This is a genomic window from Winogradskyella sp. SM1960, assembly GCF_020179375.1.
GTDB lineage: Bacteria > Bacteroidota > Bacteroidia > Flavobacteriales > Flavobacteriaceae > Winogradskyella > Winogradskyella marina.
In genome coordinates this window covers 168771-194344 of sequence record NZ_JAICBG010000001.1, presented here as the reverse complement: position 1 = coordinate 194344, position 25574 = coordinate 168771, and the positions used below count along the sequence as shown (strand labels likewise).

The 25574-nt window shown below is 33.5% G+C and carries 21 protein-coding genes and 1 tRNA gene; 12 read left to right on the top strand and 10 right to left on the bottom strand.

The genetic code is table 11. The features are described 5' to 3' along the window. Positions 1-55: 55 nt before the first annotated feature. Genes K1X16_RS00910 through K1X16_RS00890 form a run of 5 tightly spaced genes read left to right on the top strand, consistent with a single transcriptional unit; the run spans position 56 to position 10063 of the window. On the top strand, positions 56-1630 hold the full coding sequence (locus K1X16_RS00910) for a type I restriction-modification system subunit M (protein WP_225034693.1): 1575 nt from the start codon (positions 56-58) through the stop codon (positions 1628-1630). Then, complete coding sequence (locus K1X16_RS00905) at positions 1614-2828, top strand: restriction endonuclease subunit S (RefSeq protein ID WP_225034692.1); 1215 nt, start codon at positions 1614-1616, stop codon at positions 2826-2828. The genes K1X16_RS00910 and K1X16_RS00905 overlap by 17 nt, the downstream gene beginning before the upstream one ends. A gap of 15 nt (positions 2829-2843) precedes the next feature. After that, positions 2844-4709, top strand: coding sequence for a DUF262 domain-containing protein (locus K1X16_RS00900; protein WP_225034691.1), 1866 nt, complete (start codon positions 2844-2846; stop codon positions 4707-4709). Then, on the top strand, positions 4702-6900 hold the full coding sequence (locus K1X16_RS00895) for a DUF262 domain-containing protein (protein ID WP_225034690.1): 2199 nt from the start codon (positions 4702-4704) through the stop codon (positions 6898-6900). Before K1X16_RS00900 ends, K1X16_RS00895 begins: the two co-directional genes overlap by 8 nt. A gap of 16 nt (positions 6901-6916) precedes the next feature. After that, positions 6917-10063 (top strand): type I restriction endonuclease subunit R, encoded by a 3147-nt coding sequence (locus tag K1X16_RS00890; protein ID WP_225034689.1) that lies wholly within the window; start codon positions 6917-6919, stop codon positions 10061-10063. A 142-nt stretch (positions 10064-10205) separates the two neighbouring features. Here K1X16_RS00890 and K1X16_RS00885 read toward each other — a convergent pair whose 3' ends face one another. Then, positions 10206-10637, bottom strand: coding sequence for a hypothetical protein (locus K1X16_RS00885; RefSeq protein ID WP_225034688.1), 432 nt, complete (start codon positions 10635-10637; stop codon positions 10206-10208). Between the two features lie 374 nt (positions 10638-11011). Here K1X16_RS00885 and K1X16_RS00880 point away from each other — a divergent pair, with 374 nt between their 5' ends. Both K1X16_RS00880 and K1X16_RS00875 read left to right on the top strand, forming a co-directional pair. After that, positions 11012-11158, top strand: a complete 147-nt coding sequence (locus tag K1X16_RS00880; RefSeq protein ID WP_195870537.1) for a hypothetical protein — start codon at positions 11012-11014, stop codon at positions 11156-11158. A 140-nt stretch (positions 11159-11298) separates the two neighbouring features. Next, positions 11299-11661, top strand: coding sequence for a hypothetical protein (locus tag K1X16_RS00875; protein WP_225034687.1), 363 nt, complete (start codon positions 11299-11301; stop codon positions 11659-11661). 5 nt (positions 11662-11666) lie between these two features. Here the strand turns inward: K1X16_RS00875 and K1X16_RS00870 are convergent, their stop codons facing one another. Then, positions 11667-12899 (bottom strand): cation:proton antiporter, encoded by a 1233-nt coding sequence (locus K1X16_RS00870; RefSeq protein ID WP_225034686.1) that lies wholly within the window; start codon positions 12897-12899, stop codon positions 11667-11669. A gap of 941 nt (positions 12900-13840) precedes the next feature. Beyond that, positions 13841-13914, bottom strand: a tRNA-Met gene (locus K1X16_RS00865). A gap of 181 nt (positions 13915-14095) precedes the next feature. Between K1X16_RS00865 and K1X16_RS00860 the strand changes: the two genes are divergently transcribed. Further along, positions 14096-14488: an START-like domain-containing protein gene (locus K1X16_RS00860; protein WP_195872804.1), complete on the top strand. Its 393-nt coding sequence runs from the start codon at positions 14096-14098 to the stop codon at positions 14486-14488. A gap of 164 nt (positions 14489-14652) precedes the next feature. After that, positions 14653-15504, top strand: a complete 852-nt coding sequence (locus tag K1X16_RS00855; RefSeq protein ID WP_225034685.1) for an aminotransferase class IV — start codon at positions 14653-14655, stop codon at positions 15502-15504. 645 nt (positions 15505-16149) lie between these two features. On the opposite strand, the gene K1X16_RS00850 is transcribed toward K1X16_RS00855, so the two are convergent. The 5 genes from K1X16_RS00850 to K1X16_RS00830 all read right to left on the bottom strand — a co-directional run bounded on the left by K1X16_RS00850 (position 16150) and on the right by K1X16_RS00830 (position 21012). Beyond that, a complete protein-coding gene (locus tag K1X16_RS00850) occupies positions 16150-16704 on the bottom strand; it encodes a YqgE/AlgH family protein (RefSeq protein ID WP_195872802.1) in 555 nt (184 codons plus the stop codon). A 185-nt stretch (positions 16705-16889) separates the two neighbouring features. Next, complete coding sequence (locus tag K1X16_RS00845) at positions 16890-17162, bottom strand: HU family DNA-binding protein (RefSeq protein WP_195872801.1); 273 nt, start codon at positions 17160-17162, stop codon at positions 16890-16892. Positions 17163-17359: 197 nt separating this feature from the next. Then, on the bottom strand, positions 17360-18319 hold the full coding sequence (gene fmt / locus K1X16_RS00840) for a methionyl-tRNA formyltransferase (protein ID WP_225034684.1): 960 nt from the start codon (positions 18317-18319) through the stop codon (positions 17360-17362). After that, the gene (locus K1X16_RS00835) at positions 18316-20211 is read right to left on the bottom strand and encodes an ATP-dependent DNA helicase RecQ (protein ID WP_225034683.1); all 1896 of its coding nucleotides are present in this window, start codon (positions 20209-20211) and stop codon (positions 18316-18318) included. Before K1X16_RS00835 ends, fmt begins: the two co-directional genes overlap by 4 nt. A 258-nt stretch (positions 20212-20469) precedes the next feature. Then, positions 20470-21012 carry an AAA family ATPase gene (locus K1X16_RS00830; protein WP_195872798.1) on the bottom strand — a complete coding sequence of 181 codons (543 nt, stop codon included), beginning with the start codon at positions 21010-21012 and terminating at the stop codon, positions 20470-20472. Positions 21013-21206: 194 nt separating this feature from the next. On the opposite strand from K1X16_RS00830, the gene K1X16_RS00825 reads away from it, so the two are divergent. The 3 genes from K1X16_RS00825 to murA all read left to right on the top strand — a co-directional run bounded on the left by K1X16_RS00825 (position 21207) and on the right by murA (position 23571). Further along, positions 21207-21500 (top strand): DUF493 family protein, encoded by a 294-nt coding sequence (locus K1X16_RS00825; protein WP_225034682.1) that lies wholly within the window; start codon positions 21207-21209, stop codon positions 21498-21500. Between the two features lie 89 nt (positions 21501-21589). Then, on the top strand, positions 21590-22249 hold the full coding sequence (locus K1X16_RS00820; RefSeq protein WP_195872805.1) for a DUF4290 domain-containing protein: 660 nt from the start codon (positions 21590-21592) through the stop codon (positions 22247-22249). A gap of 5 nt (positions 22250-22254) precedes the next feature. Beyond that, the gene (murA, locus tag K1X16_RS00815) at positions 22255-23571 is read left to right on the top strand and encodes a UDP-N-acetylglucosamine 1-carboxyvinyltransferase (RefSeq protein WP_225034681.1); all 1317 of its coding nucleotides are present in this window, start codon (positions 22255-22257) and stop codon (positions 23569-23571) included. A 94-nt stretch (positions 23572-23665) separates the two neighbouring features. Here the strand turns inward: murA and K1X16_RS00810 are convergent, their stop codons facing one another. Next, complete coding sequence (locus K1X16_RS00810; protein ID WP_225034680.1) at positions 23666-23989, bottom strand: SnoaL-like domain-containing protein; 324 nt, start codon at positions 23987-23989, stop codon at positions 23666-23668. 229 nt (positions 23990-24218) lie between these two features. Next, complete coding sequence (locus K1X16_RS00805; RefSeq protein WP_225034679.1) at positions 24219-25523, bottom strand: cryptochrome/photolyase family protein; 1305 nt, start codon at positions 25521-25523, stop codon at positions 24219-24221. Between the last annotated feature and the right edge of the window lie 51 nt (positions 25524-25574).

Sequence of the window (25574 nt, the reverse complement as noted above, 5' to 3'; positions counted from 1 at the left end):
TGTTAAATAGATTTTAAACTTACATTTAAAGCTCTAAAAAAAATACAACCAATTAATGGCCAAAAAAGCAACAACCAAAAAAACAAAATCCATAGAAGAAACCCTATGGGATTCTGCAAACAAATTAAGAGGAACCGTAGAATCCTCAGAATACAAACACGTTGTTCTAGGGCTAATATTCCTAAAATTCGCTAGCGATAAATTCCAGAAACGTCGTCAAGAACTCATAGACGATGGCAAAGAACGGTTTGTAGATATGGTAGAGTTCTATGCGCAAGACAACGTCTTCTATTTAACCGAAGAGTCGCGCTGGAGCTACATCATCGCCAACGCCAAACAAGACGATATTGCCTTAAAAATAGATACAGCTCTATATACTGTAGAAAAAAATAATCCATCGCTTAAAGGCGCCTTACCAGACAACTACTTTTCGCGTCTCAATATGGACGTGAGTAAACTAGCCGCTTTACTAGATACCATAAACAATATAGACACACTAAAAGACCAACAACAAGATATTGTTGGGCGTGTGTACGAGTATTTTTTAAGCAAGTTTGCCATTGCAGAAGGTAAGGGTAAAGGCGAATTCTACACACCAAAAAGTATTGTTAACCTTATTGCAGAACTTATAGAACCTTACAAAGGAAAGATTTACGATCCTGCTTGTGGTTCTGGAGGTATGTTTGTACAGTCTATGAAATTTATAGACAGCCACAACGGTAACAAAAAAGACGTCTCTATTTACGGACAAGAATACACGTCTACCACTTATAAACTAGCAAAAATGAACCTGGCCATACGTGGTATATCTGCCAATTTAGGCGATGTGCCAGCCGATACTTTTGCCAAAGACCAACACCCAGATTTAAAGGCAGATTACATAATGGCAAATCCACCTTTTAACCAAAAAGCGTGGCGAGCCAGTGACGAGTTACTAGACGATCCACGTTGGCGAGGTTACGAGGTACCACAAACAGGAAACGCCAATTATGGTTGGATTCTTAATATGGTCTCTAAACTCTCAGAAAACGGCGTAGCAGGTTTTATCTTAGCTAATGGAGCTTTATCTGGTGGCGGCACCGAATACGACATACGTAAAAAACTCATTGAAAATAAATTGGTGGAAGCTATTTTGGTATTACCTCAAAAGATGTTTTATACCACAGATATTTCTGTAACGCTTTGGATTTTAAATAACAATAAAAAGGAAAGAACAGTTACTATTAATGGCATTGAAAAGAATTATCGTGATCGCGAAGATGAAACGCTTTTTATTGATTTACGTAAAGTAGGAATCCCTTTTGAAAAGAAATATATTCAATTTTCTGGCGATGAAATAGATAAAATATCTTCAACTTATCACAATTGGCAACAAACTTCTTTTGAGGATAATTATGAAGACATTGGAGAGTTTTGTAAGTCTGCAACTATTGAAGACTTACGTAAAAAAGACTATTCTTTAGTACCAAGTAAATACATTGAATTCTTCAATAGAGATGAAAACATCAATTTTGATGAAAAGATGCAAAGCTTACAAACGGAATTTGCAGACTTGCTAAAAGAAGAAGCAAAATCTAAATCTGAATTATTAAACGTGTTTAAAAATTTAGGTTATGAGATTGAACTATAAGCCACTTGGTAATTACATAAAGCAAATTAAAAAGAAAAATACTGATGGTTCTGTTACTGTCTTAAAAGGCATTCGTATAAATAAAGAATTTATGGAATCTGTTGCTAATATTCAAGGTACAGATTTATCAAGATACAGAGTTGTAGAAAAATATCAATTTGCATACAATCCAATGCACGTTGGTCGTGATGAAATTTTACCAATAAGTTTATTGTTAGAGGATGAACCAATAATCGTTTCGCCAGCGTATGTGATTTTTGAAATTTTAGACCATAACGTTTTAAATCCAGAATATTTAATGATGTGGTGCAGACGTTCAGAATTCGACAGAAACGTTTGGTTTACTACAGATAGTAGTGTTCGAGGAGGTTTTAGTTGGGAATCTTTATGTGAATTAGAACTACCAATACCATCCATAGAAAAACAAAACGAAATAGTAGCAGAATACAACACCATAGTCAACCGTATAAAACTAAACGAAACCCTAAACCAAAAACTAGAAGACACCGCACAGGCCTTGTATAAACATTGGTTTGTGGATTTCAACTTTCCTATAGACCTCTGTCACCTCGAGCGCAGTCGAGAGGTCTCTTTAGAATCTCTCAATAACATTGATTACTCAAAATGCTACAAATCATCTGGTGGTGAAATGGTTTATAATGAAGAGTTGGATTTGGAGATTCCTATGGGTTGGGAGGTTAAACGATTAGATAACGTTTTAGAATTTAAAAACGGAAAGAAGAAACCAGGAGTTTCAGGGCAATATTCTGTTTATGGAGGTAATGGAATAATTGATTTTGTAAATAATTTTAATTCAGAATCAATAATTATTGTTGGTAGAGTTGGAGCCTATTGTGGTAGTCTTTTTTTGGAATATGATAAGTGTTGGGTAAGTGATAATGCTATAAGTGGGTATTCAATAAATGATGAATTAACCTACTGTTTATATTTATTACAAAATATAAATATTTCAGAAAGAAGAGAAGGAACAGGTCAACCTTTAATAACTCAGTCTTTATTAAATGAAATTCAATTTGTTTATCCAAGCAAAATAATACGTGAAGTGTTCAATTTTAAAGCTGAAATAATTCAAAAGAATATTAAAAATCAAGTATTAGAGATTGAAAAACTTAGAAATATAGAAAGTCTTTTGCTTTCCAAAATGTCAAAAGCAGACACTAAAACAGCAGTAGTTTAAAAAACAAAATAATAAATGGCCAATACATTACAACAAAAAACAATAAATACACTTTTAGGCGAAAACTTTTTTATTCCTTATTACCAAAGAGGGTACAGGTGGACAAACCTACAAGTAACCCAACTACTAGATGATATTTGGGAGTACGCAAAAGCCAACGAGAGTAATAGTAAAGAGACTGGTTATTTTTATTGCTTGCAACCTGTAGTGGTAAAACCTAAAGAATGGCAATCTAACGGAGCAACATATTCTGGATTTGAGCTTATAGATGGTCAGCAAAGGGTAACTACTATTTATATTATACTTAAGTATTTAATGCAAGAGTTTTTAAAGGTAGAATCTTTAAAAGAAGATTATTTAAAAGAACTTTTTACGCTAGAATACGAAACTAGAGAAGGTAGTCGTGATTTTTTAAACAATATAAAAGAAGACTTTAGTAACGTAGATTACTATTATATTTTTAATGCATACACAACTATAAAAGCTTGGTTTGAAAATGCTGAAAGAGCCATGAACCGTAGAGATAAAGATTTGTTTTTAAACACGCTTTTAGGCACAGAAAAAGATACAAGTTCTGTGCAAGTTATTTGGTATCAAGTAACACGAGAAGACCAAAAAGTTACAGATGATGAAAACAGCAAACAGCTATTTAATAGATTAAACCTTGGTAAAATACCATTAACAAATGCAGAGCTTATAAAAGCTTTGTTTTTAGCAAGCGATAAATTTGTAGAAGAAGGCACAGAAGAAGCTATTAAAAAGAAAATTATCATCTCGCAACTTTGGGATGTGATGGAGCAACAGCTCAACCACAAACCATTCTGGTCTTTTATAACCAACGAGCCAGCTGAAAATTACCAAACTAAAATTGAATTTTTGTTTGATATTATAGCAGGAAAAAACAAAACAGAAAAAGATTTTTATTTCACATTTCTTCATTTTTTAGCTTTGGCAGATGATGATACTAAAATGTGGATGGTTTGGCGAAAAATAGAACACTATTTTAATATCCTTTCAGAATGGTTTAAAAATAGAGATAAATACCATAAAATAGGCTATTTAATAAGTATTGGAAATGTTTCTGTAGTTAAGACTTTATTAGACGAAGCTATTGTAAAACCAAAAGATGAGTTTAATGATTATGTAAATTCTGAAATAAAGAAAAGTATCCATTTTGAAATTGAAAACTTAGATTATACAAAAGGTGTAGAGCTTCAAAACATAAACAAATTACTATTACTTTTTAATGTAGAAACCACACGTAATTTAGATAACGATATTGTGTTTTATCCATTTGAATTGCACAAAAAAGAAAATTGGAGTGTAGAGCATATTCAAGCGCAAAACTCAGAAGACTTTAATTCAAACAAAAAGAAACCTTGGTTAGAGTGGCTAGAACTGCATTTACCACATTTAGAAAATCTTCAGGTTCAAAATCCAAGTGACGTATTAGTTGCTACAATAGCCAAAGTAAAAAAAGTAACAGAAGAGACTATAACCTGGGAGAAATTTGAAGATCTCTTTGATGAGGTGTTATCGCATTTTGTTATAGACAGCGAAAAACAAACAAATACTACACATGCTATTGCAAATTTGGCACTTTTAACAGGCGAAGATAATTCGGCATTAAATAATGCAGTGTTTCAGGTAAAAAGAGAACGTATTATTAAACTAGATAAAGCTGGTAGTTATATTCCTATTTGTACCAAACGCTTGTTTTTAAGATATTACAATACCAATGGAACTGTAAATGACAATCAGTTTTGGACAGCATTAGATAGGCAAGAGTATTGTACAGAACTTTTATCTACATTAAAGCCTTATTTAAATACGGAGAATAAAACATTTTTAAAAAACTTAAAAAAGAATAACAATGATTAATAAGCCTACTAGTTTTTTTGAGTTGATAGATACTTCAAAAATTGTTATTCCTATTATACAAAGAGATTATGCGCAAGGTCGTACTAACCAAAAAGTCGTAAAAATTAGGTCTAAATTTTTAGATGCTTTATTTGTGGCGTTAGAGAATCCTGCCAAACCAATTGAACTTGATTTTATATATGGATATAATGTTAAAAATGAGAATGCAAATTCCTTTATTCCTTTAGATGGTCAACAACGTTTAACAACCTTATTTTTATTGCATTGGTATGCAGCTTTTAGAGAGAATAAACAAGATGAAGCAAAACAAGTATTAATAAACTTTACCTATGAGGTTAGACATAGCTCTAAAGTATTTTGCGAATCTTTAGTAAACTATACACCTCAGAGTAAAGAAGTAGATATTAAGAAACAAATTACTAATCAATCATGGTTTTTTACAGAGTGGCATAACGATCCAACAGTTGCATCAATGTTAGTTATGTTATCTGCTATACAAGAACGCTATGAAGCTTTAGGTGTAGATAATTTATGGGACATGTTAGTGAGTGATAATTCACCAATAAAATTCTATAATCTGCCCATGGAGAAATTAGGGTTGGCAGATAGTTTGTATATAAAAATGAATTCTAGAGGAAAACCTCTAACCGATTTTGAACATTTTAAATCGCAATTTTCTGGTTTAATTCCTGAGAAATATCAGCAAGAATTTAACGAGAAAATAGATAAAGAGTGGTCAGATTTATTTTGGAAAATATGTAAAAATGTAGATTCAAAACAGGATTTAGCGTTAAATATGGATAACGGCATTCTAAATTACATAGAGTTTGTTACCGATATTTTAATTGCTTTAGATGGCTTAGAAATAGAATCAAAAGAACTATTAAAAAAAGCAGAAATCGTTTATGGGGAAAGTAACGAAAGGTTAGCCTTTCTTTTTTCTTCTCTAGATAAGTTTACTCAAATACCAGACATTGATACTTATTTTGAAAGTCTATTTTATCTTGAGCCTTCAGATTTTGAACAATCTAAAGTAAGGTTGTTTTTTGGAAATCCTAATGTAAATTTATTAGAGAAATGTGTAACGTCATATACTAACACTTTCGTTTTTGGTGAACGTTTATTGCTCTTTGCTGTTTTAATACATCAATTAGAAAACACAGAAAAACTAAATGATAGATTACGAGTACTTCGTAACTTAATTGAAAATTCAGAGTATGAGATGCGTTCTGAATTTTATAAAGAGTTTTTAGAAAGCAGTAAAGCAATTATTGAAAGTGGAGTAATACCAGATAATTCGAAATTTAATGCAAAGCAACGCAAGGAAGAACCTAGTAAGGAATTATTTATTGAATCCAATCCAGAATTTAAAATATCTAAAAATCAATTAGAAGATCATAATTATCTACGTGGTAATTTGGCATTGTTTGATTTAGATGGCGCATTTGAGAAAAAGGCAATTACGTTTATAGAATTGTTTTCAAACGAGTTTGATTTATTAAGTTGTGCGTTAATGACATTTGGAGATTATGCTAAAAAGACGAAAGAATGGGTGTATTACTATGGAGCTAATAATGGAGATTGGATTAAAATATTTACCCCAAGTCGAAATATAGATTTTTCGGAAACAAAGCAATCGGTTAATCTACTTTTAGAATCTTATTTAATCGATAGAAGAGATTTAACAGAAATTATAAGTGAATATCTCGCCACTTTTGAAAATGACATTTCAATACCAAAAACTTTTGCATATTATTTTATAAAATACCCATCTTTTTTGTTTGAAGAATGGCAAGGTGGATATTATGTCTTTAGAAACAAACACCAAGAAAGCAAGTATGAGTTGTATAAGATGAATAAGCTTCAGTTTAATGGATTTCATTGGTCGCCTTTTTTGTTAGAAATTAAGAATACTGATAATAAGGTTACATTAGATGATGGTTACCTTTCACCATTAATTTTAAGTGTTTCTGGTGCTGAATTTAACTTTAACTGTGTGTCTAATGGATATTATATTGAAGTAAATAATGGTGAATATGCAGAATCGTTATATCAGAGAGTAAAAGAAAAATTTACCATTAATGAAGTTGGTATTCTAAAGATTAAACAAAATGAAGATGGAATTGATTTAGAAGATAGAGTAGTAAAAGGAATAGAAGTAATTAATTTTATTATAGATTCAGCTAAATAAATTTTAGATTTATACAATGAACAAATTCACAGAAGCACAACTAGAAAACGTTTTTATAGAGTTATTGGGTAATGAAGGGATTCCGCATGTACTCGGTAATACCCTAACAAGAAAACCCGAAGAGGTACTTATTAAAGCAGATATTAAAAGCTACCTGCAAAAGCAATATAAAAACGATAATATTACAGATGCCGAAATTAATTCGGTTATCCGTAAACTAGAAGTGTTTAGTGCTTCCGATTTGTACGAGTCTAACAAACAAATCATAAAATTGGTCTGTAATGGCTTTCAACTAGAGAGGGAAGATCGTTCTAAAAAAGACCTCTATATTCATCTTATAGATTATTCAGATACAGATACAGATAATAACACTTACAAAATAGTTAACCAACTAGAAATTTATGGGTACGAGAAACGTATTCCAGATGGTATATTATACATAAACGGTTTACCTTTAGTGGTTTTTGAATTTAAAACGGCTATACGTGAAAATACAACCATACACGATGCGTATGTACAATTAACCACGCGTTACAGACGCGATATTCCAGAACTATTTAAATACAATGCCTTTTGCATTATTAGTGATGGCGTAAACAGTAAAATGGGGTCGTTTTTTGCTAATTACGAATTTTATTATGCATGGCGAAAAGTCTTAGGATTAGATAAAGAGGTGGATGGGATTAATTCCATGTACACCATGATACAAGGTTTGTTTAATAAAAACAGACTGCGAGAGGTAATCCATAATTTTATTTACTTTCCAGATTCTAACAAACACGACTTGAAAATTGTGTGTCGCTATCCGCAATACTATGCCGCTACCAAGTTGTTAGAAAATATAAAACAACACCAAAAACCGGAAGGAGACGGTAAAGGGGGTACCTATTTTGGAGCAACAGGCTGTGGTAAAAGTTATACCATGTTGTTTTTGTCTCGTCTGTTAATGCGTAGTCCGCATTTTGCAAGTCCAACACTCATAATTATTACCGATCGTACTGATTTAGACGACCAATTATCCGCTCAGTTTACGAATGCAAAAGAATATATTGGTGATGATACGATTATAAGTGTAGAGAGTAGAAAGGAATTAAAAGCACATTTGAAAGGTAGAAAAAGTGGTGGAGTGTTTTTAACCACTATTCATAAGTTTACAGAAGATTTAGAAGTGCTCACAGATAGAACAAATGTTATTTGTATTTCGGATGAAGCACATCGTAGCCAAATAAATCTAGACCAAAAAGTTACTGTAACCGAAGATGGTGTTAAAAAGACTTATGGTTTTGCTAAGTACTTACATGATTCTTTGCCTAATGCTACTTATGTTGGTTTTACAGGTACACCTATAGATGCGACTTTAAATGTGTTTGGTGATATTATAGATTCCTACACCATGACAGAGTCGGAAAAAGATGAAATCACAGTGCGTATTGTCTATGAAGGCAGAGCAGCTAAAGTAGTTTTAGAGAATAAGAAGCTTTACGAAATTGAAGACTATTATAATCTATGTGCAGAAGAAGGGGCTAACGATTACCAAATAGAAGAAAGTAAAAAGGCTTCTGCTAATATGAATGCCATAATCGGAGATCCAGACCGATTAAAAGCTATTGCAGAAGATTTTGTAAAGCATTATGAAACTCGAATAGCAGAAGGAGCTACTTTAAAAGGAAAGGCTTTGTTTGTGTGTAGTTCTAGACCTATAGCATATCATTTTTATCAAGAAATTATTGCTTTAAGACCAGAATGGGCAGAAGTAAAAGCTTTTGAAAAAGGCTCTACGTTAACCGAAAAAGAGAAAAAGGACATTAAGCCTATGGAGCGCATTAAAATGATAATGACGGGTGGTAAAGACGACCCGGAACCTATGTACAATTTATTAGGAACAAAAGACGATAGAAAAGAGTTAGACCGACAATTTAAAAACGAAAAGTCTAACTTTAAAATTGCTATTGTTGTAGATATGTGGCTAACTGGTTTTGATGTGCCTTTTTTAGATACTATGTATATTGATAAACCCATTCAACAACATAATTTAATACAAACCATTTCTAGAGTCAACAGAAAGTATAAAACCAAGTCTAAAGGTTTAGTAGTCGATTATATAGGCTTTAAAAAACAAATGAACTTAGCTTTAAAAAAATACTCGGCATTAGATGGTCAGAATTTTGAAGATATACAAACCTCTATTGTAGTCGTGAAAGACCAATTAGATTTATTGGCTAAACTATTTCATAAGTTTGATGCATCAGATTATTTTTCAGGAAAAGGAGCAAAGCAATTAGACTGTTTAAATAAAGGCGCCGAATTTGTACAGCGCACAAAAAACATTGAAACACGGTTTATGAATATTGTTAAGCGCTTAAAAGCGGCTTATGATATTTGTTGTGGTACAGATGCCTTTTCGGAACTTCAAAAAGATTATATACATTTTTATTTAGCCATTCGTTCAATAGTTTTTAAACTTACCAAAGGCAATGCGCCAGATACGGCACAAATGAATGCTAGAGTTAGAGAGATGATAAAAGAGGCTTTACAAAGTGATGGTGTTGAAGAAATCTTTAAACTAGGAGAGGAGCAACAAAGTGAAATTGATATTTTTGATGATGCCTATTTGGCTAAAATTGAAAAAATAAAACTGCCAAATACTAAAATAAAACTATTACAACAGTTATTATTAAAAGCCATTGATGAGCTAAAAAAGACCAACAAAATACAAGGTATTGATTTTTCTAAGAAGTTTAAAGGTATTGTAGAAAGGTACAATGAACGTAGTGAGCAAGATATACTAGAAAGTCATGTTTTGGATGATTTTACCGATGAAATTATCGATTTATATCATGAGTTGAGACAAGAAAAAGACTCTTTTTCAGAATTAGGAATTGATTTTGAAGAAAAAGCATTTTACGACATCTTAAAAGCCATAGCCCATAAATATGATTTTGCATATCCAGAAGATAAGTTAATTCACTTATCCAAAGAGGTGAAAAAAGTAGTGGATGATAAAGCTAAATACACCGATTGGAATCAAAGAGATGATATTAAAGCAGAATTAAAAGTTGATCTCATTATTCTTTTAGCTGAGCATGGTTATCCACCAATTACAAAAGATGAGGTCTTTAAAGAAATTTTTGAACAGGCAGAGAATTTTAAAAAGCATACATAGCTCACTGTTTTGATGTTTGCTTTTTTTTGAATTTTCCTTTCTTGACGTTATATTTAAAATAAACTAATCAGACCATAAAAGGTCATAAATACCTCATAACTCTAAACCCAAACCCCATTTCCAAAGCCAATACAACCTAAGCCTAATCATTCTGGTTTACCCACAATTCGTAATGCTTAAATTGGTCTTCGCTTAGAATTTGTTTTAGAATGTTGGACTCTGCTTCGATACGTGTTGCCGTTGATAGTTTGTTATATGGCTCTTCTGTGTTGGCGTTGGACCATTCTGCTAGGGCCGTTTCGTATTGCTCTTGTTGCGCATCGCTCATTTGAAAACGCTCATACAAACTCATTTGGCGCTCTGGACTGTCTAGGTTCCAGTTTTCGTCAATACTATCTGTTTTCTTCTTGAAGGTATAGGTTTCGTTTTCAAAATTACCAGATGATTTATAATTTCGTGAATTGGTAAGTTCTTCATTCATTGGGTTTTTAGTGCCTGTAGTGCTTTCCTTTGGCGATTCATTTTTACAGGATACTAAAAGGATGACTAATAAAAGGCTATAGATTGTTTTCATAATTCATGATTTTTACTAAATATCGTTAGAAATTGTGATTTGGATTGATGCATATCCTGTAATTATTAGTGCATTAGCTTTTATTGAAAAGGGAACTTTGTTGTGTGGCATTTTTTTAACTTGATTGTTGTTGTTTTAAAATTAAGTCCGAGCATTAGAACTTAAAAGGTTGTTGAAATCTTCAGATTATATGACTTGGATTTTAACATCCGTTTTTGGTCTCTTTATAAGTGAAAATCACTTCAAAATTACTAAAGTCTCATCTGTGTGTTAACTATTTGTTAAGTTGTTGGTTTTTAGTTTGTTTTCTGTGTTTTGAAACATCTAAATTTCGGTTTGTTTCGTATCTTTATAAACAAAACATATTACTTGCTATGAAACCATTTAAAGCCTTAAGAGGACTACTACAGAATTTGACCTTTGGACGTCTAAAAAAGACCGAAAACGATGCTAACACAACATCGAAACATTTGATTTCTAAATCATTTTCAAAAGACGAGGATACGTTTATGTTTATCTAAGTCTTTGTTTTCTCTTTTTTTATTGCGCACGTGTCTTATGACGTGCTTTTATGTTTTGTAGCTGTTTTAAAAATATATAATCACTTTTTATATATAATACGCGATAGTCGTTAGTTTTGTACTGAACGGAACGTAAAATTATGCAGGTAGAAGATTTAGTTGGTCGCTATGATATCACAGGAAGCAACCAAGACGACACCACGATACCCTATAAGGGGACTTTAGAATTATCTTTAGATGGTTACCAAAGAATTCAGGCCAAATGGCTTATTAATACTTGTCAGGTACAACAGGGCACTGGCTTTTTTAAGGACAACATCTTAGTTATTAATTTTAATTATAAAGGAGATGATGCTGAGACTTATAAAGGTGTTGTGGTTTACAAATGTCTTACCAAGGATGTTTTAGATGGCTTTTGGTCCGAGAAGCATGGCAATCCGCTTTATCTTGGAGAGGAACGGTGTTATAGAGTTGGCACACAACGCAGTACTCTGTTGAACTAAGGAGTTTAATTGTGATCAATTTTGGGCATAATACGTTTGGTTGTAAATCCATGTAATACAATAGACAGTAATATAATGAAAGCAACGCTGGAAAAGATGTAATTAATGTCTTCGAAATTACCATGTTTTATGGCGTAGGTGAGGTAAAAGACGGAACCTATGCCACGTATTCCAAAAAAGGCAATGGCCCATTTCTTTTTAGTGTTTAATCCTGATTTATACAAACTGATATAGCCTAAAAGCGGTCTTGCAATCAGCACTAAAAACACACCGAACAGTAAGGTTGGAATGGTATTAAAGTCTAGGATACCACCTACTAGCGATCCACCGAAGAAAATCATCCAAAAGATAATGAGGAATTGTTCTACGTTGGTTATAAAATCTAAACTTGGGTCGCTATCCATAGTTTCGTTTTTAGTGTGTTGATGATAGTGTGCAAAGAGTCCGGCGAGAAACACACTTAAAAACCCATAGCCATCCAAGATTTCTGCTAACCCATAGGATATTAAGGTTAATGATAGGGCTACAAAGGCTTGTTGAATTTTTAGACGTTTGAATTGTGCTAGTTTCTTAGTGAAGAAACTGTAAGCAAATCCGACGACCACACCAACGATGACGCCAATGACGATTTTATAGCCAAGGTAATACCATAGCCATTCTTTCCATTCGGCAGCACCTAAAGAATCATTTTGAGACCATAAAATAGCTAAGAATACAAAGGGAAAGGCTAGACTATCGTTTAGTCCTGCTTCGGCCGTAAGGTTATACTGCACACCAACATTTTTAGAGCCCACTTTTTGTTTTTTATCGAGTTGAATGTCTGATGCCAGTGCTGGATCTGTGGGAGCTAATACGGCTGCGAGTAGTAAAGCGACAGGACCATCGAAATGGAGTAGGTAATAGGCGATTAGGAATACGATTAACATAAATAAAGGCATTGTAAACCCGATTAATCGCAATGGGTTTTTCCATTCGTTCCAGGAATAATTGAGGCCAATCTTTAAACCTGCGACCATTAAACTGATAATGACAACGAGTTCGGAAAACCGTAGGGTCATGTCAATATCCCAAACCGGATTTGGCCATGGTAAAGGGGTTTTTAGAAAATACATGAGCGCACCTATGAGCAATAAGGGAATGGTAAAGCTCATCCTAAACTTTTTTAAGACCATGGGAAGGAAACTCGCAATAAGTGAGGTGATTCCAATGATGAGCAATACGGAGTAATATGATTTCATAACTTATTGGGTATTCGTGGTGACTTCTGGTTGGTGTGGTGTTTTATATCGTTGGGTTTAAAATGTGACTATTTTTTTAATTCTGTTAATGCATTTCGGATTAATAGTGGCTTATTTGGATTTTGATGGTTGGAATGGCACGGCTAAAGCCTGTGTTAGGTTTATTGTCTTTGTTGAATATTGCGGCTAATATGTTTTTGAAGACCTTTCGACTGCCTGTCTTTTGGCAGACAGGCGCTCAAGGTGACAGCCGTTGATTTACTTTTTGTGCATCTTTGGAGGTGAGCTTTAGTGTAGAGAAAGTTTACAATGTTGGCGCATTGTTTTGTCCTTTTATATTTTTTAATATTTGGTGTTTTTTTGATTTACTTTCAGTGCATCTTCGCAGGTGAGCTGTACAATAGTAAAAGTTCACAATGCAAAAGCGTTGCTATGACCTTTTTTTATGCTTTTAATATTAGGTATTATATTGATTTACTTTCAGTGCATCTTCGCGGGTGAGCTGTATGATTGTAAAAGTCCACAATGCTATCGCATTGTTATGTCCTTTTATATTTTTTAATATTTGATGTTTTTTTGATTTACTTTCAGTGAATCTTCGCAGGTGAGCTGTACAATAGTAAAAGTCCACAACGCTAAGGCGTTGCTACGGCTTTAATTTCTTTTAATGTTTGATGTTTTTATGATTTACTTTCAGTGCATCTTCGCGGGTGAGCTGTACAATAGTAATAAGGCGTTGTTATGGCTTTTATTTCTTTTAATGTCTGATGCTTTTTTGATTTATTTTCAGTGAATCTTCGCAGGTGAGCTGTACAATAGCAAAAGTCCACAACGCTAAGGCGTTGCTACGGCCTTTTTTTTATGCTTTTACGCTTTGAAGCATGGCTTCAGCGTAACGCATAAAAAAAGTCCGGCACTATCGTGCTGGACTTTTACTGTTGTAGCGAGAACGAGATTTGAACTCGTGGCCTCCGGGTTATGAATCCGACGCTCTAACCAACTGAGCTACCTCGCCATAATTCGCAATTCATATTTAGTGTTTCAAAATACGTTATCTGGACATGCAGATAATTGCGGCTGCAAATATAAAAACAAATTCTAGGACAGCAAACAATAAAATCTAAAAAAAATAAATTTAGTTTAAAGTTTAAAACTCAACTATAATTGTATATATTGAGCACATAATACATTACACTATGGACGAAAAAGAAAAATATGAGATGGAGTTTGTGATTCAGGCATCACCATCGCTAATATATACCTATATATCAACACCTTCTGGCTTATCGGAATGGTTTGCAGATAACGTTAATTCTCGAGGGGAATTATTCACATTTATTTGGGATGGCTCAGAAGAACAGGCTAAATTATTAAGTAAAAAATCAGGCGAACGTATTAAGTTTCGTTGGTTAAGTGATGAAGAAGATGGTGCGTCGTGCTATTTTGAAATCCGAATTCAAGTCGATGAGATCACAAAAGACGTTTCTTTAATGATTACAGATTATGCTGAAGACGATGAAATCGATGAAGGCAAAATGCTTTGGGAAAATCAGATTTCTAGCTTGAAACAAGTTTTAGGCTCTAGATAAGCTCAACTCATTATTCTATTATATCTTTGTCTCGGTATCGTTTTAAAACGCTATCGAGATTTTTTTTATTCATTTCTAAGCTAACTTCAAGAATGAATAATTTAATCGATTACATTATAATTTTATAACGATGGTTCTTTTAAAGGGACTCTAGGATGTTTTTTATGGTAAATTTTAACGGTTCGATACAAACTGAATCAGATTCAAAACTGACAGTTAATAATAGAGGTTACAAATATGGTGATGCTCTTTTTGAAACTTTAAAGGTTGTTAATGGTAAGATCTTCTTTTGGGAGGATCATTATTTTAGGTTGATGTCTTCTATGCGCATTCTTAGAATGGATATTCCAATGAATTTTACCATGGAATTCTTAGAGGCAGAAATTTTAAAAACCTTAGAGGCGAATGATTTATTACATGCTTCCGCACGTGTGCGATTGAATGTCGATAGAGGAGAAGGAGGTAAGTATTTACCGTCTGACACCACAGATGTGCATTTTAATATTGCCGCAGAACCACATCACGAGCCGTTTTATAGTATTGCTGATAACGCAAATTACGTTGTAGATTTATATAAAGATTACTTTGTTGCACCAGGTTTATTGTCTGGGTTAAAGTCGAATAATAAAGCGATGCACGTTATTGGTAGTATTTATGCTAAAGACAATGACTTGGATAACTGTTTGATTTTAAATACCGATAAACAGGTTATAGAAGCTTTAAATGGTAATTTATTTTTAGTTAAAGACGGAAAAATTAAAACACCACCATTAGAAGAAGGTTGTCTAAAAGGGGTGATGCGAAAGCAACTGCTAGAGTTATTGGTAAAGGATGTTAATGTCATTGTTGAGGAAGCTTCTATTAGTCCGTTTGAACTTCAAAAAGCTGATGAGTTATTTATTACCAATGTGATTAAAGGTATTGTGCCGATTACAAAATATCGTAAAAAAACATATGGTAGTGCTTATGCTCAAAGTCTTGTTGGTAAGTTGAATGCGAAGTTGAGGTTATTGTAGGTTACTTATTGTTTTTAATATTATATGTTCATTTTTTCCTTGATGAAAAAACGAATCAAAAAAATCATGACTTAATAATCTTTTACTAAAAATTTCTTTTGCTGCGGCGCAAAAATAAAGTGCATTGGGGTTGTTGAATGCTATCGTGAACATTTAAGTTTTAGTAAATAATAAGCTATTTTGTTGACGACGATTTTTGCTTAACCCTTCGCTTTAATTCATTTTTTACGTAAAACCTTCTTAGGTCGTTTACCTAGTAATCATTTAGGGAGGTATACAGTTTTAAGAGGAATGATGAATGATTTCGGATTTGTGGGTATCTTTAAGGTGTAACAGGGTTATTTTCTAGACCTTAAAGTTGAAACATAAATGCTATGTTCATTTTTTCCTTGATGAAAAAACGAACCAAAAAAATCAAGACTTAATAATCTTTTATTAAAAATTTCTTTTGCTGCGGCGCAAAAATAAAGTGCATTGGCTGTGTTGAATGCTATGGTGAACATTTAAGTTTTTGTAATTAATAGGCTATTTTGTTGACGACGATTTTTGCTTAATCCTTCGCTTCAATTCATTTTTTACGTAAAACCTTCTTAGGTCGTTTACTTAGTAATCATTTAGGAACGTAGATAATTTTAAAAGGAATGATTAGTTATAGCTTGGGTTTTCAGGTGCATTAGACCAAATGCTATAATCGCCACCAAGTTCTAACATTTTTTCGCGCCAAAACGAGTTACACGGTTTAGAAATGATTTCTTTATTATAAATATTTTCAGAAACTAGCCAGGCATTAGACTCGAGTTCATTGTCTAATTGTTGTTCGTCCCAACCAGAATAGCCTAAAAAGAACCGAATATCGTCTGTAGAAATTTTGGCTTTATTAATTAAGTTGAGCACCACGTTAAAATCTCCGCCCCAAAAGATACCATTGGATATTTCGATGCTATTGGGGATAAGCTCTGGTGATTTATGAATAAAATAGAGGTTGTCTTGTTCTACAGGTCCACCGTTATAAACAGGGAATTCGGATTCGGTGCCTTCAATTAGATCTTTTAGATTATATTCTAAGGGCTTATTTAAAATAAAGCCAACCGAACCTAATGCGGTGTGATCTGCTAGTAGAATCACAGCACGATTAAATGAAATATCGCCGATAATGGATGGTTCGGCAATTAGTAAATTGCCTTTTTCGGGTTTGTTCATTCTGGTCTGTCTAAGTTTAATATGATTAAATCTATGTTTTTTTTGTTAAAAAAACAACTAATATCTATTTAAATGTGTGTTATTACATTCAAATAATCATAATTCAATTTAGTGTAACGCCTTAGAATTAAAGCAAAAAAAAACCTGCTCAGGGAGCAGGTTCTGTATTTTAAACAAAAAATGTTTTAGTTTACAGCGCTACTTAAGTCAGAACCTGCCTTAAATTTTACTACATTTTTAGCTTTGATTTTTATAGTTTTTCCAGTTTGTGGGTTTCTACCGTCTCTTGCAGCTCTTCTTGTTACTGACCAAGAACCAAAACCTACTAATGAAACTCTGTTACCTTTTTGTAAAGATCCTTCGATGTCTACTAATAATGAGTCTAATGCTTTTTTAGCAGCTGCCTTAGTAATTCCAGCATTCTCTGCCATTCCATTGATTAAATCTGTTTTGTTCATAAATATTAAATTTAAATTGTTAAAATATCGGTTCTAAATGTATTGTTCTTTAAAATCCGTACACAAAATTATTAGGAATATTAAGCTACACAAGTAATAGCAAGGGAAATACGGATTTTTGTTAATAACTTATGACATTTGTTAATAAAGACAATGCATTTCATCGGATTTTTTGTAAAACCACTGATAATAAGGGTTTAGAGCAGTTTTGAAGTGTCAGAAAAATTAAACCCATTTCGTAACGATTTGATGTCCATTTTTCGTTTTCCGGGTAATTGAATTTCTAAAATATTAATGTAACCTCCTTTACAGGCTACTTTTAACTCATCTTTAGTCGCAATAATACAGCCATTGTTATAATTGTGATTATCAACTTGTTTTTCTACTCCATATAATTTTACCGCTACGGGTTTATCTTCGTTATTGTCTAAATAACACCAAGCCGTTGGAAATGGGTTTAACCCCCTAATCTTATTATATATGGTATCTAAAGGTTGCGACCAATCTATTTTGCAGTTATCGCGATTAAGTTTATAGGCAGTTTTTAAATCGTCTGATTGCGGTTGTATTGTGGTTGTAACCGTGTCTGCTTCGATATGTTTTACGGTTTTTACAACTAATTCACTACCGATAGCCATTAACTCATCGTGTAATTCACCAACAGTTGTGGTTTCATTTATTTCGGTTGTTTCACTTTGAATAATGGCCCCTGTATCAATTTTTTCATCTATAAAAAAGGTAGTAACACCTGTTTTGGTTTCGCCATTAATAATAGCCCAATGAATTGGAGCCGCTCCTCTATATTGTGGTAATAGGGAGGCGTGAAGGTTAAACGTCCCATATTCTGGCATTTGCCAAACGACTTTAGGCAACATTCTAAACGCGACAATAATTTGTAGGTTAGCCTTTAGTTCCTTTAATTCTTCTAAAAATGGTTTTGCCTTTAGGTTGGTAGGTTGTAAAATAGTCAGTTGTTGCTCTACAGCGAATTTTTTTACAGCAGAGGCTCTTAATTTTTGTCCACGTCCGGCTGGTCGGTCTGGAGCAGTTATAACTCCAACAACATTATATTGGTTGTCTATAAGTGCTTTTAATGTGGCCACTGCAAAATCTGGCGTGCCCATAAACACGATGCGTAAATCACGTTTTTTTGTCATATCAGTACGTAAGTATTAGCTGATGTTAATTTTATTTTATTAAGTTCTATAAGTTCTGAAAGACTTTGTAAAAGTTGTTTTTCTGAACATTTAACACGTTGTAATAATTGGCGCGAAGATAAAGTTTCGGTTTCTAACTCGGCTATAATTTGAAGTCTAATCGTGTTAATTGACGTCTGACCTTTAGCTGTTGCGTTAGCGATACATACTGAACATTTACCACAAACCTTGGTGGTCTGTTCTCCAAAATAGCGCAGAAGTTGTTGACTTCTACACACCGAATCATTATTAATATACGATAATACAGATTCAATTTGCTGATGTTTTAGCATATGTTGTTGTTCAATCGTTTTTGCAATGGGATTAATAGTAACCGCATCTTCTCTTGGCTGTAAGAAGGTGATTTCAGAATCTGTATTTGCCATTTGTAAGCTTATGACTTCATCTTTCTCTAAACGTTGCAATTGTGCGATTACTTGTTTTTCGGGAAGCCTCACTTTATCAATGACCAAATTAAGGTTCACTTTAGTCTCGTAATCAAAAATACCTCCATAGGTTCTCAGCAATATTTTAACTAGAATATTTAAATCTAAATGCGTTTCTAAATATTGAAATAACACCGCATTTGTAGTGATAAACTGAATTTTGGTTCTAAAATTAAAATGCTGTGTTAATGTTATAATCGCATTGCGATCTAGCAGAACTAAGGCATTATAAGTAATACTGGCACTTAATTTATATTGGCTACAAAAGGATTTAAAATCGAATTGATGGACTGTATTTTCGCCTTCACCATACGAGATTTGAAAGTAGTTACACAATTTATTATACACCGTTTTTACGAAAGCTACCGATGGCAAGGTGCTTAAAAACTGATTGCGCAGGTGGTCTTCATCGATATGCTGTTTTAGAATAATTGCATACGCTGGTTCTCCATCTCGTCCTGCTCTTCCGGCTTCTTGGTAATAACTCTCTATACTTTCTGGTAAATTAAAATGAATAACGGTTTTGACGTTGGCTTTATCAATCCCCATTCCGAAAGCAGTGGTCGCCACCATAATTTGTTTTTGTCCATTGCTCCAGGCGTATAAACGATCTTGTTTCTCTTTGTTTGTAATACCTCCATGATAGAATGTAGAGGACAAGCCTTTGGCGGTTAAAAAGTTATCGATTTCAGTTGTAGCTCTACGGTTTCGGACGTATATAATAGAAGCACCAGGATATTTTTTTAACAGATGTTCTAATTGAAATAATTTATCGTCCGTATGAATTACGTTATAGGCAATATTTGGTCTTACAAAAGACGCCTTGTATATTTTTGGATTTATAAAATCGAGATTCTCTACAATATCATCCACCACATTATGCTTTGCGGTTGCTGTTAAAGCAATACAATTTACATGTGGATGCATTTGTCGTAATATTGAAATATTGTTGTATGCTGGTCTAAAATCGTTTCCCCATTGACTTATACAATGCGCTTCATCTACAGCAATTAAATTAACGCGCATTTGCTGTATGCGTTCTTGTACTAATGTTTGTTGTAAACGTTCTGGTGAGAGATAGAGAAACTTGTAATTGCCATAAATACAATTATCTAATTGCGTGTCTAAATCTTTGTAAGACATACCAGAAGTTAGCGCAATAGCCTTTATACCTTTAGCTTTTAAGGTATTTACTTGGTCTTTCATTAAGGCGATTAAAGGAGACACAACAATACAGATCCCTTCTTGAATTAGCGCTGGAATTTGAAAACAAACCGATTTGCCTCCTCCTGTTGGTAAGAGCGCAAAAGTGTCTTCACGGTTTAAAACCGACGTTATAATCTCTTCTTGAAGCGGTCTAAAGGAGGTGTGATTCCAATACCGTTCTAAAACTTCTATAGGATGCATGATGCCAATTTAACTATCTAAAATCGCTTTATTTTGTTTACTCACTTTTTTCAATTTATTAAAGGAATTCGTGATGTGCTACGCAATTCTTCTTTGCTTATAGATTAATGTAAAATAAAATCGTAACGACTGCTACGCTTTGATTTTAGCTCAAAACCCTTTAGTTAAGTTAATGCGTTTGTAAATCTTTGATGTCTATTTCATCTGAATTAAACAAAATTCAAATTAAAAATACGACATTACATAGTAAAACAAGCATTACTGCAAATTTAAGGACTCTAGGATAAATTCGATTCTAGTTTTTACACTTCCAAAAGGGACGTCAATTAATTGGTAACCAAAACGTTTATAGGAGTCTAGCAAATGTTTGTGGATTTCAATGGCTTCTTCAAAACTTTCGTAACGTTCGCTATCGCTTGTAAAGATGTCTTGCCAAGGTGCTAAAATAAAAATAGCGTCGTATTGATGGTCTTCACAGGCTTTAACAAAATGTTCAGGATAGTGGTCACCAATATAGTCCATATAGGCAATAACATCTGGTAAACCTCTATCTAGAAATACTACAGGTTCTAATTCTTTTGTAGCGTCTACAAATTGTTTTGTTCTACCTTCTAAAAGTTTTTCGCTGAACAATAAGGGTTCGGTTAAAAAAAGTTGTTCAATGCCATCTTCTCTGGCTTGTAAGGTGATTTGTCTAGAGATTTCATCATAACATAAAAAGTTATGTTTTTTTAAGGCGTTAATAATGGTGGTCTTTCCTGTACCTGGTCCACCTGCTATGACAATTTTTTTTGGATTCAAATTTTACTATTTATAGGGTAAAAATCGTGATTATTTATGAAATACAGAAACTGTATTGAAATAATGCTTTAATTTTTTAGATAGATTCTACTCGTTTTTGGAATCACGTATTAGAATTTTAAGCTAAATTTATGAGCCATCCACTTTAATTATATATCGTATAAAACGTATCTTTGCAGCTGAAAAACTTCAATATGGATAGTTCGAAAAAAACAGACGAATTTTACGAAAAATTAAAATCACAACTTTACGATACAGCCCTTTGGCCATCTGAGTATTTATACAAGTTTATTGTGCTTACCAAAGGCGATGGCATTAATCATATCGAAGCACTTTTTGATAATTTAGGAGCTGTGATTACCACAACAGAATCTAAGAACGGAAAATACACTAGCGTTTCTATAAATGTAAGAATGAAAAACCCAGAAGCGGTTATTGCCAAATATAAGGAAGTCGCCGAAAATGTTGAAGGTGTAATTTCCTTATAAAATTCCTTTTAAGCTTCGTATTTTTTTGTACTTTGCAACAAAACCTAGAGACTTCAGGTTTAAAACTATATACTACACACTTTACAATTTTGATTGACGATTTAGAATACAACACAGAGCGCGAGCATTTAATTATTCCAGAATATGGACGTCATCTGCAAAAGATGATTAATTACGCTAAGTCTCGCGAAACTAAAGAAGAACGTAATAAAATAGCTAAGGCCATTATTTCTGTAATGGGAAATCTACAACCACACTTACGAGATGTGCCAGATTTTCAACATAAGTTATGGGATCAATTGTTTATAATGGCGAATTTTGAAATCGATGTTGATGCACCTTATGGTGAACCATCGAAAGAAGAAATACAAGCAAAGCCAGAGCCTTTAAAATATCCTCAAAACCATCCTAAATATCGTTTTTATGGTAATAATATAAAGACCATGATAGATGTTGCCGTAGGTTGGGAAGACAGTGATTTAAAAGAAGCGCTGACCTTTACCATTGCTAACCACATGAAAAAGTGTTTCCTTAATTGGAATAAAGACACTGTTGAAGACGCTGTTATTTACGATCATTTATATGAGCTTTCTGGTGGAAAGATCAACTTAAAGGACAGTAATGAAGACCTTACGGATGCTTCGAGCTTAATGCGTACTAAATCTAAGTATGGTGGTAAAAACAATTCTAATAAAAAGGGGAACAACTCTAACAAGAAAAAATATTCTAACAACAGAAAACGTTACTAAAACGTATGAGTACATTTAAAATTGAAGGAGGTCACCAATTAAAAGGGAAAATCCAACCTCAAGGTGCAAAAAACGAAGCTTTACAAATCTTATGTGCGGTACTTTTAACTGCCGAAGAAATTAAAATAGATAACATTCCAGATATTATTGATGTTAATAAACTCATGGCTTTATTAAAAAAGTTGGGTGTTAAAATCAATAAACTCGATAAGGGATCTTATACGTTTAAAGCAGATGATCTTAATCTTAAGTACTTAGAATCTGCCGAATTTAAGGAAGATGGTAAGGGGTTACGCGGTTCTATTATGATTGTTGGACCATTGTTAGCACGTTTTGGAAAAGGGTATATCCCAAAACCAGGTGGTGATAAAATTGGTCGTCGTCGTTTAGATACACACTTTGAAGGTTTTATTAATCTTGGAGCCAAATTCCGTTATAATCGCGAAGAATTATTTTATGGTGTAGAAGCCGATAAATTACAAGGAACGTACATGCTTTTAGATGAAGCCTCTGTGACCGGAACCGCTAATATTGTAATGGCTGCTGTTTTAGCAGAAGGCACAACCACAATTTATAATGCTGCTTGCGAACCGTATTTACAACAACTTTGTAAAATGTTGAATCGTATGGGAGCAAAAATTTCTGGTGTTGGTTCTAACTTATTAACTATAGAAGGTGTTGCTGTTTTAGGAGGCACTGAGCATAGAATGTTACCAGATATGATTGAAATTGGTAGCTGGATTGGTTTGGCTGCCATGACAAAAAGTGAATTGACTATTACTAATGTAAGTTGGGACGATTTAGGTCAGATTCCTAATGTGTTTAGAAAAATAGGAATTACTGTAGAGCGCCGAGGTGATGATATTCATATTCCTGCACATACTGATGGTTACGAAGTGCAAAACTTTATTGATGGCTCTATTTTAACTATTTCTGATGCACCATGGCCAGGATTTACACCCGATTTATTAAGTATTATCTTAACGGTTTTAACGCAAGCCAGAGGAAGTGCAATTGTACACCAAAAAATGTTTGAAAGTCGTTTGTTCTTCGTTGATAAATTGATAGATATGGGAGCAAAGATTATCCTTTGTGATCCACATAGAGCAACGGTTATTGGTCACGATTACAAATCCACATTAAAAGCAACTACCATGACGTCGCCAGATATTAGAGCAGGTGTCTCTTTATTAATTGCAGCGTTATCTGCAAAAGGTACGTCAACCATTCATAATATTGAACAAATAGACAGAGGATACGAAAATATTGATGAGCGTTTAAGAGCTATTGGAGCTAAAATTGAACGTGTAGAAGGTAATTAAATAAGCTATTGTGATCGCTTTACTTTTAGTGTAAAGACTCAAAACGAAATAAAATAAAAAAGCTTCAAGTTTATTCTTGAAGCTTTTTTTATAACTATGTGATGACTTCATAAACACAGACTTCTTGGATTTTCTGACGGCCTTTATCTTTAAACGTACAATCGTAATCTAATTTAGCCGTAAAAAAGTTTCCAGCTACAAGAGGATTGCTATCACTGCTAGCGTGAATGTTCTCTACATTATCTAACCACTGTTTGTTTTTATTCCAAACATTTTGTTTTCCGGTTACCACTTCACCAGGACTGCCAGGCATTTCTCGGCTTATCACATGGTCTACATACAGCTCGTTAATGCCATCTAGGTTATTACCTTTTTTGCACATTTCTTTCCATTTTCTTGCAACTCCCCAAGTATTCATAATGTTTCGATTTAACGTTTGTGCTTTAACGTTAACAAAAAGGTTGTTGTCTTTTCTTAAAAACTTAGGGCTTACTTAATCCAATATAAAAAAAAGCTCTGACGACTAATCAGAGCTTTAAAATTGTTTGTTGAAATGGTTATTTCAGTTAAGACCTTAATAGTCTTATATATAGCAACGCTAAATTTTAAGATTTATTATAATTTGTTTCAATTATATTTTACATCGATTATCTTAATGCGGTTTTGTACGTTTCTAAACAGCGTTCTCTTGCCGCTTTATGATCTACCATTGGCTGTGGATAGGTGAGTTCTTGATACTCTGGAACCCATTGTTTAATATACGCGTGATTCTTGTCAAATTTTTGAATTTGCGTTGTAGGATTAAAAATTCTAAAATACGGAGCGGCATCTACACCGCAACCAGCAACCCATTGCCAATTACCAACATTACTAGCCATTTCATAATCGTGTAGTTTCTCAGCAAAATAAGCTTCTCCCCAACGCCAATCAATTAATAAATGTTTACATAAAAAACTGCCCACAAGCATACGAACTCTATTGTGCATAAAACCCGTTTGGTTCAATTGGCGCATGCCGGCATCAACTAATGGATAGCCTGTTTTACCTTCGCACCATGTTTTAAATTCATCTTCGTTATTGCGCCATTCAATTCTGTCGTATTTGGGTTTAAAGGCTTTGTCTACTGTATGTGGGAAATGCCAGAGGATTTGCATGAAAAATTCGCGCCAAATCAGTTCTTGCCAAAAGATTTCATTCTGTTCTGCAATCGCTTTTTTTACCATTTTACGAATGCTAACAGTACCAAAGCGTAGGTGAGGACCTAAATGGGATGTGGCATCTTTTGCTGGAAAATTCCGCGTTGCCTCATACTCTTGAATCAACGTAGGAGTGACTTCATAAGCTTTGATTTCTTGTTTTGATTTTTCAAAACCTATATCAGATAAACTTAGGTTAGGAAGCCTACTATGTTCTATGACATTATTTAAATATGAATTGGTATAGTAAATTTCTAAATTTGTGGACTGAAATTTTTCTTTCCAAGTCCGCATATAAGGGGTATAAACTAAATAGGGTTTGCCATCTTTTTTTACGACTTCACTTTTTTCAAATATAACTTGGTCTTTATAGGTGTGGAATGCAATGGAATTGGTTTCAAGTAATGATTGTATCTCCTGATCACGTTGTGTGGCATAAGGTTCATAGTCATGATTTGTATAGACTGTTTCAATCTCATAATCTTCCATTACTTGTTTAAAAATAGCTTCAGGTTTGCCGTGAAATATCGCAATGCTACTATTGTAATCATCTTGTAACGTTTGCCTCAAGGACTGTAAGGTTTGATGAATAAAGGTCACACGAGCATCGTCTTTTGGTAACTGTTCTAAAATTTCAGTATCAAATATAAACATTGGTAACACGGGATGTTTGTCCCTTAAGGCTTCATAAAAGCCAAGATTATCATCCAATCTTAAATCGCGTCGAAACCAGAAAATATTTACTTTTTTATTCATGTTTTATTATATGCTTTGAGCGCAGTAGGAGTGCTGTTGTTTAGTTATTCA

Bases quoted from the DNA above. Each gene is read 5' to 3' on its own strand.
- K1X16_RS00910 (WP_225034693.1), top strand. From the start codon at position 56: ATGGCCAAAAAAGCAACAACCAAAAAAACAAAATCCATAGAAGAAACC.
- K1X16_RS00905 (WP_225034692.1), top strand. From the start codon at position 1,614: ATGAGATTGAACTATAAGCCACTTGGTAATTACATAAAGCAAATTAAA.
- K1X16_RS00900 (WP_225034691.1), top strand. From the start codon at position 2,844: ATGGCCAATACATTACAACAAAAAACAATAAATACACTTTTAGGCGAA.
- K1X16_RS00895 (WP_225034690.1), top strand. From the start codon at position 4,702: ATGATTAATAAGCCTACTAGTTTTTTTGAGTTGATAGATACTTCAAAA.
- K1X16_RS00890 (WP_225034689.1), top strand. From the start codon at position 6,917: ATGAACAAATTCACAGAAGCACAACTAGAAAACGTTTTTATAGAGTTA.
- K1X16_RS00885 (WP_225034688.1), bottom strand. From the start codon at position 10,637: ATGAAAACAATCTATAGCCTTTTATTAGTCATCCTTTTAGTATCCTGT.
- K1X16_RS00880 (WP_195870537.1), top strand. From the start codon at position 11,012: ATGAAACCATTTAAAGCCTTAAGAGGACTACTACAGAATTTGACCTTT.
- K1X16_RS00875 (WP_225034687.1), top strand. From the start codon at position 11,299: ATGCAGGTAGAAGATTTAGTTGGTCGCTATGATATCACAGGAAGCAAC.
- K1X16_RS00870 (WP_225034686.1), bottom strand. From the start codon at position 12,899: ATGAAATCATATTACTCCGTATTGCTCATCATTGGAATCACCTCACTT.
- K1X16_RS00860 (WP_195872804.1), top strand. From the start codon at position 14,096: ATGGACGAAAAAGAAAAATATGAGATGGAGTTTGTGATTCAGGCATCA.
- K1X16_RS00855 (WP_225034685.1), top strand. From the start codon at position 14,653: ATGGTAAATTTTAACGGTTCGATACAAACTGAATCAGATTCAAAACTG.
- K1X16_RS00850 (WP_195872802.1), bottom strand. From the start codon at position 16,704: ATGAACAAACCCGAAAAAGGCAATTTACTAATTGCCGAACCATCCATT.
- K1X16_RS00845 (WP_195872801.1), bottom strand. From the start codon at position 17,162: ATGAACAAAACAGATTTAATCAATGGAATGGCAGAGAATGCTGGAATT.
- fmt (WP_225034684.1), bottom strand. From the start codon at position 18,319: ATGACAAAAAAACGTGATTTACGCATCGTGTTTATGGGCACGCCAGAT.
- K1X16_RS00835 (WP_225034683.1), bottom strand. From the start codon at position 20,211: ATGCATCCTATAGAAGTTTTAGAACGGTATTGGAATCACACCTCCTTT.
- K1X16_RS00825 (WP_225034682.1), top strand. From the start codon at position 21,207: ATGGATAGTTCGAAAAAAACAGACGAATTTTACGAAAAATTAAAATCA.
- murA (WP_225034681.1), top strand. From the start codon at position 22,255: ATGAGTACATTTAAAATTGAAGGAGGTCACCAATTAAAAGGGAAAATC.
- K1X16_RS00810 (WP_225034680.1), bottom strand. From the start codon at position 23,989: ATGAATACTTGGGGAGTTGCAAGAAAATGGAAAGAAATGTGCAAAAAA.
- K1X16_RS00805 (WP_225034679.1), bottom strand. From the start codon at position 25,523: ATGAATAAAAAAGTAAATATTTTCTGGTTTCGACGCGATTTAAGATTG.